This window comes from Oceanobacillus neutriphilus, from assembly GCF_014645515.1.
In the GTDB taxonomy this organism is placed as follows: domain Bacteria; phylum Bacillota; class Bacilli; order Bacillales; family Amphibacillaceae; genus Oceanobacillus; species Oceanobacillus neutriphilus.
On record NZ_BMLW01000026.1, the window covers coordinates 1 to 15,000 of the forward strand.

A 15,000-nucleotide genomic window follows, 5' to 3' on the forward strand; every position below is an offset into this window, starting at 1 on the left:
GTGGAAGCGTGGCGACACGTGCAGCTGACGGATACTAATCGATTGAGGACTTATCTAAGTTTTTGATGTCACGTTACTCTTATTTAGTTTTCAGGGTGCAAAATCCGAATTGAATACAGTTAAGGATGTTCGATTAAAATCGTCCACATCGTATGGGCAACATCGAACGACCTACATCCTGTAGGTCTGGTAGCGATAGCGAAGAGGTCACACCTGTTCCCATGCCGAACACAGAAGTTAAGTTCTTCAGCGCCAATGGTAGTTGGGGGCTTCCCCCTGCGAGAGTAGGACGCCGCCAGGCTTATTTTTTTATCTGAATTTAATTTGTATTCCACAGTAGCTCAGTGGTAGAGCAATCGGCTGTTAACCGATCGGTCGTAGGTTCGAATCCTACCTGTGGAGCCATCTGCTTCCATAGCTCAGCCGGTAGAGCACTTCCATGGTAAGGAAGGGGTCAGCGGTTCAAGTCCGCTTGGAAGCTTTTATATTATAGAAACGCTGTATCCTTTTTATATATTGGATACAGCGTTTTTTTAACGGTAAACTTAATCTACATTTATCATTAATTTACTCCAAGTATCACCTATTAAAGGAAAAAAAGGAGATTTATGCAACGTAAAACCACTATCCTTTAAGATTTTCATTTCGAACTCTGGCTCACTTTGATAGGTTGTTTTTGATAAACTAACTTCGCAGAAATGCTCGAATTGGTTTGAATCTTTTCCATTTATATTATAAAAGATGATTTGATCAATGTTATTTCTATTTGCGTATATTTCAATGGATTGAATAACCAAATCTTTAATATTTCTTTCTTCAACAACTTCTGTATCAACGTATATATATAAGTCTATAACTTCTAGAAATAAAGAATTAATTCTAAGGGTGATATCAAAGTATATTGGTGCGTGAATATTCCGTTTGTTTCTAATGTAAACCGTTTTTAGGTTACAGCTAGGAGTCATCTCTGTGACCATACCTATTTTTGAGAATAATGTTTCTAATAAACTAAGGTTTTCCATACTAAAAAATTGCTTTTTCTTAAACACTGCATCATGCTGGAATCTTTCTAATGTTATATCGTAATAAACTTTCCAGTATGCATCATCTACTAGATCATGAATACTGCAATCTAATGCCTCTGCTAATAATAATAAACTTTCCAATCGTGGATTCTGATGAGATGAATTTTTAATTTTGCGTATAGTATTAATGTCTAATTCGCTGTTTTGTGCAAGCCAATTTAATGAAATGCCATTTTCTTTCATAATTTTATCTAAATTAAACTTAATCCTCATTTAAACAGCTCCTTTAAAATAGTAGTTGATAAAACATAAACATATCATATAATAATTTTCTTTATTGTGACACCTCTATTTTAATAGAGATGCCAATTATACTAAAACTTAATTCCTATTTAAATTCAATAATATAAAATGGTAATAGGTATATTATAATTAATATTGAAATTTATAAATTTCGGAAAGATACAATGGAGTGATTTTTTGAGGTAGGTATCTATGCTTGGAAAAAGTTAATACTTATGTTTAGGAATATAGATAATACTACTGTTCTTTCATGTCTTCAAAGACATATGAGGACTGCCTGAATTGAAAATCTAAGAACAGGATACATGAAAGGTTAATGTATATTAGAAAGATTACAGAGCGATGTTAGATGAATAAATATTATTAATACAAAAAAGCAAAACCTTTTGTATCAGGAGTTGCTTTTAAATTTAGAGAGTTCTATTTTCGTACATCAGATAAATAAAATATCTGCATAAGATTTCCTCAAAAGTACTTCAGCTAAAAATACATTAAGATGCAACCAATTCTACTTTCACTCTATCCGGATCCTCAAAATAAACAGCATAATGATTCTCCCTGCCTGCAAATGGGTGACGATCAGAGTAGAGAATGGTAATCACTCTTTGCTGAAGCTTTTTCGTTATTTCATCTACAAATACCCGTGAACTTGCGTGAAAAGCTAAATGATTTAGATCGACCCGGCTTCGATGACATGGGATATCTAAAAACCTTTCTTCTGCCTGCACACAAGGTAAGTATCTTCCGGTTTCCAGCTCTGCCCGCCCTCCCATTTTTGAAAAGATGTGTACCCGAGTTCTTTTAAGAACCAATCCCAAAAGGCAGTAGATCTGTTCAAATCAGAAACATAAAGCTCAATATGATGGATTAAACCATGAGTCAAAAAAACCCCTCTATTTATTCATTCCAGATATCTTTACAGCTTGTTGCTGCTCCGAATAATCCTAATTTCTCTGTGGACTTTTTAATGCGTCAGAAAGATATTTTAAGTCTTACACAAAAAGTATAACTTCTAATGATTGATAAGTGCTCATAAAAGCTTATCCAACTCCAATCCTGCTTCAGTGCTATAATGTTATAGAATACCTGTGACAATGTTAAAAATTATAATGAAATAAAAATATATCGAAGCATATCAATATTTGCTGAGTAACTATATATCTTGTAATAGTGTTTATTTTCCGATAGATATAACAGCGTATACCTTGACAGATAGATTATAGCTCATGTAATATAAATTTAAATAAATTGTAAGCGCTTTTCTTTACAACAAAATATATTGAAGTTGAATAGTGAAAAGAATTCAGCTAAAGACCCACATCTTATCAGGCGATATTATGGTGGTGCCTTTAGTTTTTTTTATTGTAAGGGTTTCTGTATTTAAAAGGTATTGATGGGGAGCACATCTAACTAACGCAGTCTTTAATATTAAAGGTACATGCTGATAAATGTGATAATTTACTGGAACCAATTAAACTGTATTTAGTTGATTAATATAGTAAAATAATAACAGCTATTAAAAGAATCGATATTACTTGTTTAACTGTTGCTTTGAAAAGTTTACAAAGTACTGGAGGAATGAGAAAATAAAGATAACTATAATCCTGGATATGATAACAAGAATACATATTCAGGACATAATAATAGCAGTTCCTGTACTCCTTTTTTATGATAAAAGAGAGATAACAGGAGGTTATAAAGGAGGAATTTGATGGTTGAGCGTTATGTCAGCTTAGAAAAAATTAATGATGTAAAGGATTTTGTAGAAATTGTATCACGTTATGATTACAAGGTAGAGATTATTTCAGATACGTATGTATTGAGTGCAAAATCAATTATGGGAATATTTAGCCTGGACTTGACAAACCCACTAAAGTTAAGAATTCATGCAGACAACTGCGATGATTTATTAGCAGATATTGCATCTTATATTAGTGAATAGCATAAAGAATAATAGGCTAAGAACATTTACAGGCGTAACATAAGGAAAAGCACTGTACTTTAAAGAGATGCGCCTTTCTGAAAGGGATAGCTTTTAAAACATTGAATCCTTCCAAAGAAAGAGGCGCAGTCTCTACATTTTTGATGCGCATGACGTGCTAATGCAGACCTTGCAACATATATTTCCAGCAGGAAGAGTAACCATAATCCAAATTCCGGAAGGGCACTTTGTGCTTTTGGTTTTCCTATTTGCAATAATGAAGTAAACGCAAAGATATTCTATAAAAACGAATCTAAATAAAAGTAAATAAAAAATATATGCAGGTTTCGAAAAAAAGTGATATGATATTACCATAAACATATGTTCAAAAAAACTGGATAAACAACAGGTTTTTCACTGGGCATTTTGAACAGCTGCAATGTTAAAGTATGTTTTTATCACTTTGATAAAGGAGAAAAAAACAATGGTAAATAACGCTCAATCATCCGTAGGTATTATTTTGGTATCACACAGTCAAAAAATAACAGAAGGATTGAAGGATCTTATCCTCGAGATGAATGGAGAAAATGTAAATATTCTCTCTGCCGGGGGTACAGATGATGGCCGTCTGGGAACCAGCGCTACGATTATCATGAGTAAAATTGAAGAGCTTCAGGATTGTGAAAACATTCTGGTTTTCTATGATATGGGAAGTGCGCTGTTAAGCGCAGAGACTGCAATTGATTTATTAGATGAAGATTTACAGGCAAAATGTAAAATCATAGAAGGTCCAATTGTAGAAGGCGCATTTGTTGCTTCTGTACAATCAACCATTACAAATGATATTGACGCAATTATTGAAGAAGTATCCAAGCTGTAATAGCTGGACTTCTTAAACACCATAATGAAAGGGTTTTCAATTCGCTTTGAAACAGGCTGTAAGAATAAAATATATATCGGGGGATTGGAGGAAAATACAATGAAACGTTTAGTCAATGATGGTTATGATGTTGTTGAGGAGCTGCTGGAAGGCTTTGTTAAAGCAAATAGTGACTATGTAGAGTTATTAGAACATGATAAACGTGTTGTTGTCAGCAAGAAACGCAGTGACAAGAGCAAAGTAGGAATTATCATTGGTGGTGGATCAGGACACGAGCCGTTGTTCATTAACTATGTGGGTGAGAACTTTGCAGACGCTTCTGTAGTCGGTAATGTAAATACATCTCCATCTCCAGAACCTTGCTACAATGCTGTAAAAGCAGTAGATACCGGAAAAGGCTGCCTTTACATGTATGGTAATTATGCCGGTGACGTAATGAACTTTGATATGGGTGCAGAAATGGCTGAAGATGAAGGGATTCAGGTAGAAACAGTAACGATAACTGATGACGTATATTCTTCTGACAACATAGAGGATCGCCGCGGTGTTGCAGGAGATATCTTTGTATTTAAAGCGGCTGCTGCTGCGGCTGCAAAAGGATTAGAGCTTCCAGAAGTAAAAGCTGCTGCTGAAAAAGCGAATGCTGCCACCAGATCCATGGGGGTTGCATTATCCTCCTGTACATTACCTGCAACTGGTAAAAATATCTTTGAAATGGAAGAAGGAGATATGGAAATCGGTATGGGGATCCATGGGGAGCCGGGAGTAAGAAGAGATAAGATTCGTCCTGCCAATGAAGTGGCAGACGAGCTTTTAGGATATATTTTAGACGATCACAGTATAGAAAGCGGTGATGAAGCTTATGTGCTTGTTAACGGACTTGGCGGATTGCCGTTAATGGATCAATATATTGTATATCGCCGTGTAGAGCAAGTATTAGATGAAAAAGGGATTAAAGTTTATAAAAACCTTGTAGGGAACTATGCAACATCTATGGACATGGTAGGGATGTCTATCACTCTGGTAAAATTAGATGATGAATTAAAAGAATTATTGGACTATCCAACGGATATTCCAAACATCAAATTCTAAGCGCTAATTAGTATATATTCTTCAGTTTGAGAATATGATGGAGGGAAATTCTATGCCAACACTTGTATTAGATAGAGAATATTTTGTAAATGTTTTTCGTGATATGCTTCCGTTTGTGGACAAAGAGTCGGAGCATCTGCAACAGCTGGATTCTGCAATTGGAGACGGCGATCACGGTATTAACTTAACAATCGGTTTCCGTGAAGTAACGAAGCAGTTAGATACGATTAATGAGGATGCAGCAGATATTTCAACCATCTTTAAAAAGGTCGGTATGCTGCTTCTTGGTAAAGTCGGGGGGTCTTCAGGTCCGCTTTATGGCAGCTTTTTCATGAAGGCGGGCAAGGATGTTACCGGCAAAAATGAAGTTACCTTCGATGAATTTTGCGGTATGCTTTTAAATGGTATTGAATCTATTCAACTTAGGGGGAAAGCGGAACTTGGTGATAAAACAATGATTGATGCTTTTCTTCCTGGAGCTGAGGTATTGAAGCAGGATTCTCCAGAGGATCCTGTTGAGAAATTCACTGCTTTTGTAGAAGCGATGAAAGAGGGCGCTGAATCAACAATTCCTCTTATTGCTAAAAAGGGTCGTGCTATGCGTTTGGGTGAGCGAGCTATCGGTCACAAAGATCCGGGAGCAGAATCTGCCTGGATGATGATGGAAGTGTTCTTAAATCGTTTGAAAGAGGCGGTTTCTGCATGATGAGGAAGCCAGTCGTTGGGATCAGCTATAAAACATATGTCAATACGGTCGATAAGGCAACGGAATTGGTGCAGGCTCTGACCGAGGTTACTACAAATGAAAAAGAAGTAGAAAAGTTTGTCTTTCCATCCTTAGGGGTTATATACCCTGTGGCACAAGCTTTAAAAGGGTCTGAAATTGCTTTTGGGGCACAAAATATTTCCCCTTATGAAAATGGAGCTTATACAGGAGAGGTTTCCGTTGAGTCCATTATCGATATGGGGGGAACTTATGTCGAAATCGGACATGCAGAAAGACAGCGTATTTTTCATGAAACACTTGATATGATTCATCTAAAAACAAAGCTTACCCTGGAAAAAGGGCTGACTCCAGTATTATGTATTGGTGAAGGAGAGCGCCTGGATAATAGGGCAGAGCGGAAACAAGAATTAAAGAAACAAATTCTTGCTTCCTTTGGTGAAGTGAATGAAGCACTTATTGAAAAGGTTATCTTAGCCTATGAGCCGGTCTGGGCTATCGGTAAAGCAGAAGCAGCCGATGCGGCATATGTACACCAGACGCATGAATTGATCAGGGAGATTGTCAAAGAAGTATACAGCGCAGAATTAGCAGAATCTGTCCGCATTATCTATGGCGGATCAGTAAGCAAGGATAATGTTTATGAGATTACTACCCATGATGATGTGGATGGAGTATTTATTGGGCGGTTTGGACATGATCCTGCCAATTATAAACAGATTCTTGATACTGTGAAGCAAGTGAAATGGAAGGGTTAATTACTTCATATATTTTATATGAAGAACATATAAAAGGAGATGGTAATTAATGAGTAAGAAATATATTCTATCCATTGACCAGGGCACCACAAGTTCACGCGCTATTTTATTTGATCATGATGGCTCTATTGTTGAGGTTGCTCAAAAGGAATTTGAACAATTCTTCCCGCATCCAGGCTGGGTAGAACACGATGCGAATGAAATCTGGACATCTGTATTAGCCTGTATCGCTGATGTATTACGAAAATCGGATATAGATCCGGATCAGGTTGCAGGTATCGGTATTACCAATCAAAGGGAAACAGCAGTCGTTTGGGATAAAAATACAGGCAGACCGGTTTACAAAGCGATTGTCTGGCAATCACGGCAAACAGAAGGAATTTGTAAAGAGCTTAGAGAAGCAGGGCATAATGATTTATTCAGAGAAAAAACAGGACTGTTACTGGACCCTTATTTCTCGGGAACAAAAGTAAAATGGATTCTTGATAATGTTGAAGGCGCCAGAGAAAAAGCGGATAAAGGTGACTTATTATTCGGCACAATCGATACATGGTTAGTGTATAAACTATCAGGTGGAAAATCTCATATTACCGATTACTCCAATGCGTCTCGTACACTTATGTTTAATATCTATGATTTAAAATGGGATGATGAGCTATTAGATATTTTAGGCGTACCGAAAAGCATGCTTCCAGAGGTAAGGCAATCCTCTGAAGTTTATGCAAATACAGTAGATTATCATTTCTATGGACAGGAAGTTCCTATCGCAGGAATTGCAGGTGACCAGCAGGCTGCGTTATTTGGTCAGGCATGCTTTGAAAGAGGAATGGCAAAGAACACGTATGGTACGGGCTGTTTTATGTTAATGAATACAGGTGAAAAAGGTGTTGCATCTAAAAATGGGCTTTTGACAACACTTGCTTGGGGAATAGACGGCAAGGTAGAATATGCACTTGAAGGAAGTATTTTCGTAGCTGGTTCTGCCATTCAATGGCTGCGTGATGGCTTGAAAATTATTGAAAATGCCCCAGCAAGTGAAGACTTCGCTAAAAAAGTTGATTCTACAGATGGTGTTTATATGGTCCCTGCATTTGTCGGACTGGGTACACCTTATTGGGACAGTGATGCACGTGGTGCGGTGTTTGGGTTAACACGCGGTACTTCGAAGGAGCATTTTATCCGGGCAACATTAGAATCTCTTGCTTATCAGACAAAAGATGTGCTGGATGCCATGATTACTGATTCTGAAATTGATTTGAAGGCTTTACGTGTTGATGGAGGAGCAGTAAAGAATGATTTCTTAATGCAATTCCAAAGCGATATTCTGAATGTACCAGTTGAGCGTCCTGTTGTACAGGAAACAACAGCACTTGGATCTGCTTATCTGGCAGGTTTGGCTGTAGGGTACTGGAAGGATAAGGATGAAATCGCAAAACAATGGCAAAATGAAAAAACGTATGAATCAGAAATGGATAAGGCAGAGAGTGATAAGCTTTATAAAGGATGGCAAAAAGCTGTAGAAGCTGCCCGGGTATTTAAATAACAGATGGTTGAAAAAAGAACCTTTCCTTCTTGCTAGAATAAAAGTCCATAAAATGGATTCAGATTCGAGAGAAGAAGGGTTCTTTTCGTTTATAATCAATTTGATAATAAATGAAAATAAAAGTTGATAAAAGAAAATCTGAGGTATATAATAAAGGTAGATTAAATAAATGAGAGGAGCTTTCATAATGAAAATTGGTATTGGTGGAGATCATAACGGATATGGATTAAAAGAAACGTTAAAGAAATTTATTGAAGAATCCACAGATCATGAAGTAGTAGATTTTGGAGCTCATTCCAGTGAAGCTGTTGACTACCCGGGTGTTGCTTTTGAAGTGGCCGAAGCAGTCAGTGAGAAGAAGGTAGACCGCGGTGTACTTGTTTGCGGTACTGGTCTAGGTGTTGCTATTGCAGCTAATAAGTATCCGGGAATCCGTGCGGCAACAACACATGACACTTACTCTGCTGAACGTGCTCAATTAAGTAATAACGCTCAAATCATTACACTTGGTGCTCAGGTTATTGGACCAGAATCAGCTAAAAAAGTAGTTGAGGCATATCTAAACGTAGAATGGGCCGGCGGCTCCCAACGTAAGGTAGATCAGATTGTAGACAGAGAAAGCCAATTTCTTGATCAGAACTTCAAAGATGCGGCAAAAGGCTCCTGTTAATACTATACGTAAATAATAAAGACACTGTATATGATCAGCTTTATACAGTGTCTTTATTATGAATGATTGTCCGTGAAGCGCCTATTATCCGGAAGTTTCATTTTATATGTTGCAATTTTCGATGAGAGGTGAGTACTTATAAAGCAGAAATCACTTGAATATTATGGTTGATAAGCACTTTCTCCGTATCGGGATCAATGGCATTATTTGTAATCAGCACATCTACCTGCTCTGTACTGGCAAATAAAGCACTGGAAGTAATCCCAATTTTAGAATGATCAATGACAGCGACAATTTTCTGTGCTTTATTGACCATCTGTTTTTTTAATTCTACCTCATATAAATTAAAATCAGTCAGGCCGTTTTCTACTGAAAAACCATTGGCAGATGTAAAAAGAATATCAATATGAAGCTTATCCAGTAATTCTGCCCCAAGTGTACCCTCAATGGTTGAAGATCCCTTTGTCACTACACCGCCAATTAAAATAACTGTAATGTTCGGGTTATCTTTTAGCTCTAACGCTGTCTGAATCCCGCTTGTTACAACTGTCAGACGAATCATTTGCTGGTTGAGATACCGTGCTAATTCCAAAGCAGTTGAACTGGCATCGAGCAAAATACATTGCTTCTCCTCAATAAGGCGGCAAGCTTCCTTAGCAATTAATGATTTTTCTTTGCGGTTTTGCTTTTCACGTACAGAAAAACTAGTGTCAAAGTCAGGCTGATTCTGTTGGTTTAACATCGCACCGCCATGAGTACGCGTCAAAAGGCCGCCCTTCTCCATTTTGTTTAAATCGGTACGTAAGGTTGCTTCAGACACACCGATTTGCTCCGATAATTCTTTAACAGTCAGTCGCTGCTTATCATGCAGGAGCTCCATTATCTTATTTCTTCTTTCAGTCACAAACATTTTCATTATCCGTCATCCTCGTATAAAATTATCTATTCTTAATTTATCACGTAATAACCGTTCGTCAAATTCTTATCACTTAAATAAAGAAGAGTGAGTTAATTTTCAGAACTACTCTATAAGTAGCACCTTAAAATGGGACGAGTAATCGCAAAAGCTCTTTGGTGGGACGAGTAATCGCAGTCCCAGTCCCAGTCCCAGTCCCAGTCCCGGTCCTATTCAACGATAATCCACCGAATAAACCATCACTATATCTATAACTATATATTGTATTGTATCACAAAATGAATAAATAAAATAATAAATGAAAATGTTTGACAAGGTCTTGACAGATGATAAAATTATATGTAAGCGTTGTATTGCAGTTTGTCGGCTATAAAAATTATTCGTCATAAATGAAAAGGGAGTGTTCAGTAATGAGTTTCCAAGGTTATGACAAGGATTTCAAGATTACGGACAAAGTGGCTATTATTACAGGTGGAGCAAGCGGAATTGGACAGGCAATTGCAGAGTTCTATATTGAAAAAGGCGCAAGGGTAGCCGTTTTTGATGTGAAAGAAGATGTTGCAGATGCTGCCATAGAAATTGGCGGAGAGAATGCTATTGGCGTAAGAGTTGATATTACAGATGGTGACAGCATTCAAGGAGCTATTGATCATACAGTAGAACATTTTGGAAAAGTAGATATCCTGGTAAACTGTGCAGGTGTGGCTTTACTGGATGATGCAGAGAACATTTCTGATGATTATTGGCAAAAAACAATCGATCTAAATTTAACAGGTACATTTAAAATGTCGCAGCTTGTTGGTAAACAGATGATTGCGCAGGGACATGGGGGAAAGATTATTAACATGGCTTCTCAGGCAGCAATTATCGCGCTCGACAATCATGTGGCCTATTGTGCCAGTAAAGCCGGAGTTGTTAGTGTAACAAAGGTATTAGCTTATGAGTGGGCACAATTTAATATTACTGTAAACGCTATTTCTCCAACAGTGATTTTGACAGAGCTGGGTAAGAAAGCCTGGGCTGGTGAAGTAGGGGAGCACGCAAAACGTGAAATTCCGCTTGGCCGTTTCGGTTATCCGGAAGAAGTTGCGGGTATTGCGTTATTCTTGGCAAGTGATGCTGCAAATCTCATTACAGGTGAGAACATTGTGATTGATGGTGGGAATACAATTAAGTAAATATTATAATACTAAAACAAAAGCAACAGCTCCAATTACTGTAAAAAATTCCCTACAAAAAAGACAGATGATTGTCGTTCTTTGTGGGGAATCTTCTCATTATCCCGTACTTCTATTTTGTTATATCTTCATATTAACGAGGGAATAAGATTCAGTCAATTTAAATCTAAATATGTATGTTCGGAAGCTGTTCTATTAGTGCCCTTTGCTTAAGGTGCTGTCAAGAGGGGAACTGCAGTCAGCTGTCCTGCACTTATTTATTCCTTCTGCTCTTTTTGAAAAGCATGTAATCATATATATCCCGGAATTCTTCCGGAGTGAGGCCCGCTAAATCGCGGAACATAGCATCTGCGTCCGGGAATTTTTTCTGAATGCTTTTAACAGACTCGGTTTCCTGAGTTGAAACGCTTGAGGCTGTACCATCTGTTCTGCCTAATAAATAGTCCGCTGTAACCTTCAGAACATCTGCAATTGCTGCTAACTCACTTCCTTTAATAGGACGGTCACCAGCCTCAATTCTGTTCATAACACTGACATTAATATTGACGCGTTTAGCCAATTCTTTTTGCGTCCAGTTATTTTGAAGGCGTAACTGTATAATTCGTTGACCGGTCTTCATGGTGCACCTCTTAATTTCTATTTTAGAAATTAATTATAACATATGGGGAGAGTGAAATTTAATTATAAAGAATTTTTGGATAGATAGGTAAAAATATAGTATAATCAACTTAACTTTAGATGAAAGAATTTACATACGGATTTGTTCAGAACGATAAATAACTTTTTCAGAAAAATAATAAAAATCTCAGTGCTTGTGTGTATAAGTTTTTTGAAACTCCTTCTGAAAAAGTTCCGTTCTATTTTATTTGAATTATTTTTAAGGGAGAGACTTCAATGAGACGAATAGGAATCCTCTTTATTATCATAGGGGTCGTCTGTTTAGGCGTTTTCGGATATCAAATTATAGGGCACGAGCAATCACAGAAACAATCTTTAATTCAGGCGGAAGAAAGAATAGATCAAGGAATCAGCACGCAGGATGATGCTGAACAAGATATAGAGGAAACAATAGAACAATTTGATGTGGAGGCTGACGAAGCATTCGCTACTTTAGAAATACCTAAACTGGGGAAAACGCTGCCTATTGTTGAGGGGACTGATCCCGATTCATTGGACAAAGGAGTCGGCCATCTATCCAATTCTGTTTTACCTGGACAGAATGAGCAAATTCTTTTATCAGGACATCGTGATACCGTATTCCGTGATTTTGGCGAGCTGGAAATAGGGGATACGTTTGTCGTAAAGATGCCATATGGTGAGTATTCATATGAAATAAGAGAAACAGAAATTGTTCCAGAGGATGATACTTCTGTTATCCGGGAAATGGGGGAAGAGGTTCTGGTTGTAACCACTTGCTATCCATTTCACTTTGTAGGCAGTGCGCCGGAACGTTTTGTTGCTTATGCTTATCCGGTTTCTGAATGAAAAAAGCTTTCTTCCCATGAGGTGCAGTTCCTCTGGAAGAAAGCTTTTTTTAATCGTTTAAGACTGTTTCTAACGTCTCTATATTTTTTTGCATTAAGCTGAAGTAATCCTCACCATTTTCTATATCTTCTTCAGTGATGGTCTCCATATTACTGAGTACAGCACTTTCAGCACCGATTTCATCCTGGATAATCTCGCTTATTCTGCTGCTGATATTTCTTTCAAATACAACATACTTCAGATCATATTCATGAGCTTTATTAACAATTTCTACTAATGCAGCCTGAGAAGGCTCCTGTGATGAGGATAGGCCGTGGATACTGATTTGTTCTAATCCATACCGATCCTCCCAATAGCCATAGGCAGCATGCGAAACAATCATTTGCGGATGGTCTGCGTCGCCGATGGTTTGTGCTAATTCTTCATCCACTTGTTCTAACTGTCCTTTTAATTCCTCAAAATTCTCCGTGAAATAATCTTCATGCTCCGGCATTTTTTCAACTAGAAGGTCTTTAATATTTTCAGCTAATTGAATACTTATTACTGGATCAAGAAAAACATGTGGATCGCCAATGCCGCTCTCGCCATCATGATTATCAATGAGTAAGTCAACGACACCGGATTCCGTAATAACTTCCCCGTCAGCATCTGCAAGCTCCAGCTTTACTTCTAAGGAATCATTAATTTGCGTTTCGAATGAAGGGCCGTCTGCGTCTTCATCCAGCTCCCAGTCCTCTGAACCCTCTGTCCGGAAGTACCAGTTCCATTCTTCAATGTCTTCATCAATCGTAGTCTCTGCTTCTAATGAAGCTGTATCCCCACTGTGATAATGGTCATTTATACCGTTAATAATAATATCTCCATTATCTTCAGCTTTTTCTTCATGATGATGTTCCTTCTCATCATGGGCGTGTTCCGATTCTCCGCGAAGATGAATGTCCTCACCGATTGCTGCGACTTCTACATTTTCACCTTCCAGAATATCCTCTGCTTTTGACGCAAAGGGTTCCATGCCAACGCCGGAATAAATGAATAAATCCTTTTTGGCTAAATCAACCATCTCCCGTGAGCTTGGTTCATATGTGTGAGCATCTGCGTTTGGAGGGTAGATGCTTTCCACATCAACATATTCTCCGCCAACTTTTGAAATGAAATCTTCTAAAGCAAAAATAGTTGTAGAGATCTCCAGCGTATCTTTATTTTCTTCCTGACTATTGTCAGCTGATTGACAGCCAGCAAGGAAAAGGATAAGAAAGCTGGCAAAAATAATTGTCCGTTTTATCATGAAATGTACCTCCGTTGTTAAGTAGTAGGATAACTAATTTAGTTCTTTAAAAAATAAAAAAGCAATGCTACATAGAATTGCTTCGTTTTGAGGCGCTATGTGATTGTAGTTTGCCCAATGAAAGTGAAGTAGATTAAATTAAATGATGAAGATCATTCGTAATCGTTACGATTTAAAATTTACAGGTTTTTAGAATGGATGTCAAGACATTTTTTATACTTTTTACATTTAAATTTTACTGGGCTGACATGATTTCTTTGGAGCTGTGTGTATGCAATATCGAAGAGGCGTGATGAAATTCAATGTTTTTAAACAAAAAAATCAGCAGCATAAGAGCTGCTGAAAATAAAATTAGTGTTTAAGAGGGTAAGCCTGTAATTGTTTTTACTTCCAGGAATTCTTCAATACCGTAGTCTCCCCACTCACGTCCGATTCCGGATTGCTTGTATCCGCCAAATGGTGCAGTGAAGTCAGATTTGCCATCATTGACAGTGATCCTGCCAGAGCGGAGACTTCTTGCGACATGGGCCAGGTTGTCCGGGCTATTGCCGATAACATAACCTGCTAAACCATAAATAGTGCCATTTGCAATCTCAATTGCTTCATCTAAATCCTTATAAGTGATAACGGAGAGTACAGGTCCGAAAATCTCTTCCTGAGCAATTTTGTCTTCAGGTTTCACATCGGTAAATACAGTCAGTTTGGAATAATAGCCTGTTTCCAAGCCTTCAGGTTTACCAGTTCCGCCAGCAACAAGTGTTGCATCACTGTCTATTCCAGTCTGGATATAATCCTGTACAGTGTTCCATTGCTTCTTGGATACCTGTGGGCCGGTAAAGGTGGATTCATCCTTTGGATCACCTACAGGAAATTCAGACAGGTGACGTTTGATTGCTTCGATAAAGTCATCATGAATAGATTCAGGAACAATTGCCCGTGTTCCTGCTGTACAAACCTGACCCGTATTACCGGCAATATTGGAAATCGCCTTTTTAGCAGCGTAATCGATGTCTGTATCCTCTAATACGACGATTGGAGATTTACCGCCAAGCTCCAGAGCTACTTTTTTAATATCTGGTGCTGCATTTTCCATAATTTTAGTCCCGACTTTGCCAGATGCTGTAGTCATGTAAGCACGAAAAATTAATTGAAAATGATTTCCTTTATTTTCAAACGATCATCTATCTGTCTGCTTTTATCGATATCTACCACTATTCTGT

Annotated in this window: 13 protein-coding genes, 2 tRNA genes, 1 rRNA gene and 2 pseudogenes; 12 read left to right on the forward strand and 6 right to left on the reverse strand. The window is 37.8% G+C overall.

All coding sequences use genetic code 11. The features are described 5' to 3' along the window. Positions 1 to 185 precede the first annotated feature (185 nt). The 3 genes from rrf to IEX29_RS25750 all read left to right on the forward strand — a co-directional run bounded on the left by rrf (position 186) and on the right by IEX29_RS25750 (position 481). Positions 186 to 301: ribosomal RNA gene (rrf, locus tag IEX29_RS25740) — 5S ribosomal RNA — on the forward strand. A gap of 29 nt (positions 302 to 330) precedes the next feature. Next, a tRNA-Asn gene (locus IEX29_RS25745) sits at positions 331 to 405 on the forward strand. A gap of 3 nt (positions 406 to 408) precedes the next feature. Then, positions 409 to 481, forward strand: a tRNA-Thr gene (locus tag IEX29_RS25750). Positions 482 to 545: 64 nt separating this feature from the next. Here IEX29_RS25750 and IEX29_RS25755 read toward each other — a convergent pair. After that, a complete protein-coding gene (locus tag IEX29_RS25755) occupies positions 546 to 1,298 on the reverse strand; it encodes a helix-turn-helix domain-containing protein (protein ID WP_188738626.1) in 753 nt (250 codons plus the stop codon). Positions 1,299 to 1,819: 521 nt separating this feature from the next. Beyond that, positions 1,820 to 2,211 (reverse strand): annotated as a pseudogene (locus IEX29_RS25760) (VOC family protein). A gap of 828 nt (positions 2,212 to 3,039) precedes the next feature. Between IEX29_RS25760 and IEX29_RS25765 the strand changes: the two are divergent. The 7 genes from IEX29_RS25765 (at position 3,040) to rpiB (ending at position 8,916) form a co-directional block, all read left to right on the forward strand. Continuing rightward, on the forward strand, positions 3,040 to 3,270 hold the full coding sequence (locus IEX29_RS25765; RefSeq protein WP_188738628.1) for an HPr family phosphocarrier protein: 231 nt from the start codon (positions 3,040 to 3,042) through the stop codon (positions 3,268 to 3,270). A gap of 463 nt (positions 3,271 to 3,733) precedes the next feature. Beyond that, complete coding sequence (gene dhaM / locus IEX29_RS25770) at positions 3,734 to 4,129, forward strand: dihydroxyacetone kinase phosphoryl donor subunit DhaM (RefSeq protein ID WP_188738629.1); 396 nt, start codon at positions 3,734 to 3,736, stop codon at positions 4,127 to 4,129. 99 nt (positions 4,130 to 4,228) lie between these two features. Beyond that, a complete protein-coding gene (locus IEX29_RS25775) occupies positions 4,229 to 5,221 on the forward strand; it encodes a dihydroxyacetone kinase subunit DhaK (RefSeq protein WP_188738631.1) in 993 nt (330 codons plus the stop codon). Between the two features lie 52 nt (positions 5,222 to 5,273). Beyond that, entirely contained in the window at positions 5,274 to 5,927 is a 654-nt protein-coding gene (gene dhaL / locus IEX29_RS25780) for a dihydroxyacetone kinase subunit DhaL (RefSeq protein ID WP_188738633.1), read from the forward strand. Continuing rightward, on the forward strand, positions 5,924 to 6,703 hold the full coding sequence (gene tpiA, locus IEX29_RS25785) for a triose-phosphate isomerase (RefSeq protein WP_204799078.1): 780 nt from the start codon (positions 5,924 to 5,926) through the stop codon (positions 6,701 to 6,703). The genes dhaL and tpiA overlap by 4 nt, the downstream gene beginning before the upstream one ends. Positions 6,704 to 6,752: 49 nt before the next feature. Continuing rightward, positions 6,753 to 8,246, forward strand: a complete 1,494-nt coding sequence (gene glpK, locus IEX29_RS25790; RefSeq protein ID WP_188738636.1) for a glycerol kinase GlpK — start codon at positions 6,753 to 6,755, stop codon at positions 8,244 to 8,246. Between the two features lie 187 nt (positions 8,247 to 8,433). Beyond that, the gene (gene rpiB / locus IEX29_RS25795) at positions 8,434 to 8,916 is read left to right on the forward strand and encodes a ribose 5-phosphate isomerase B (protein ID WP_147212769.1); all 483 of its coding nucleotides are present in this window, start codon (positions 8,434 to 8,436) and stop codon (positions 8,914 to 8,916) included. Positions 8,917 to 9,052: 136 nt separating this feature from the next. Here the strand turns inward: rpiB and IEX29_RS25800 are convergent, their stop codons facing one another. Next, positions 9,053 to 9,832, reverse strand: a complete 780-nt coding sequence (locus tag IEX29_RS25800; RefSeq protein ID WP_188738638.1) for a DeoR/GlpR family DNA-binding transcription regulator — start codon at positions 9,830 to 9,832, stop codon at positions 9,053 to 9,055. Positions 9,833 to 10,242: 410 nt separating this feature from the next. On the opposite strand from IEX29_RS25800, the gene IEX29_RS25805 reads away from it, so the two are divergent. Next, positions 10,243 to 11,010 carry an SDR family oxidoreductase gene (locus IEX29_RS25805; RefSeq protein WP_188738639.1) on the forward strand — a complete coding sequence of 256 codons (768 nt, stop codon included), beginning with the start codon at positions 10,243 to 10,245 and terminating at the stop codon, positions 11,008 to 11,010. Positions 11,011 to 11,263: 253 nt separating this feature from the next. Here IEX29_RS25805 and IEX29_RS25810 read toward each other — a convergent pair whose 3' ends face one another. Further along, entirely contained in the window at positions 11,264 to 11,629 is a 366-nt protein-coding gene (locus tag IEX29_RS25810) for a helix-turn-helix domain-containing protein (protein ID WP_188738641.1), read from the reverse strand. 275 nt (positions 11,630 to 11,904) lie between these two features. Between IEX29_RS25810 and srtD the strand changes: the two genes are divergently transcribed. Further along, positions 11,905 to 12,495 (forward strand): class D sortase, LPxTATN-specific, encoded by a 591-nt coding sequence (gene srtD, locus IEX29_RS25815; protein WP_188738643.1) that lies wholly within the window; start codon positions 11,905 to 11,907, stop codon positions 12,493 to 12,495. 49 nt (positions 12,496 to 12,544) lie between these two features. Here the strand turns inward: srtD and IEX29_RS25820 are convergent, their stop codons facing one another. Together IEX29_RS25820 and IEX29_RS25825 are read right to left on the reverse strand one after the other, a co-directional pair. After that, positions 12,545 to 13,780, reverse strand: a complete 1,236-nt coding sequence (locus IEX29_RS25820) for a metal ABC transporter solute-binding protein, Zn/Mn family (protein ID WP_188738645.1) — start codon at positions 13,778 to 13,780, stop codon at positions 12,545 to 12,547. 358 nt (positions 13,781 to 14,138) lie between these two features. Continuing rightward, positions 14,139 to 14,903: pseudogene (locus IEX29_RS25825) on the reverse strand (aldehyde dehydrogenase family protein); the annotation flags it as partial. Positions 14,904 to 15,000: the final 97 nt, after the last annotated feature.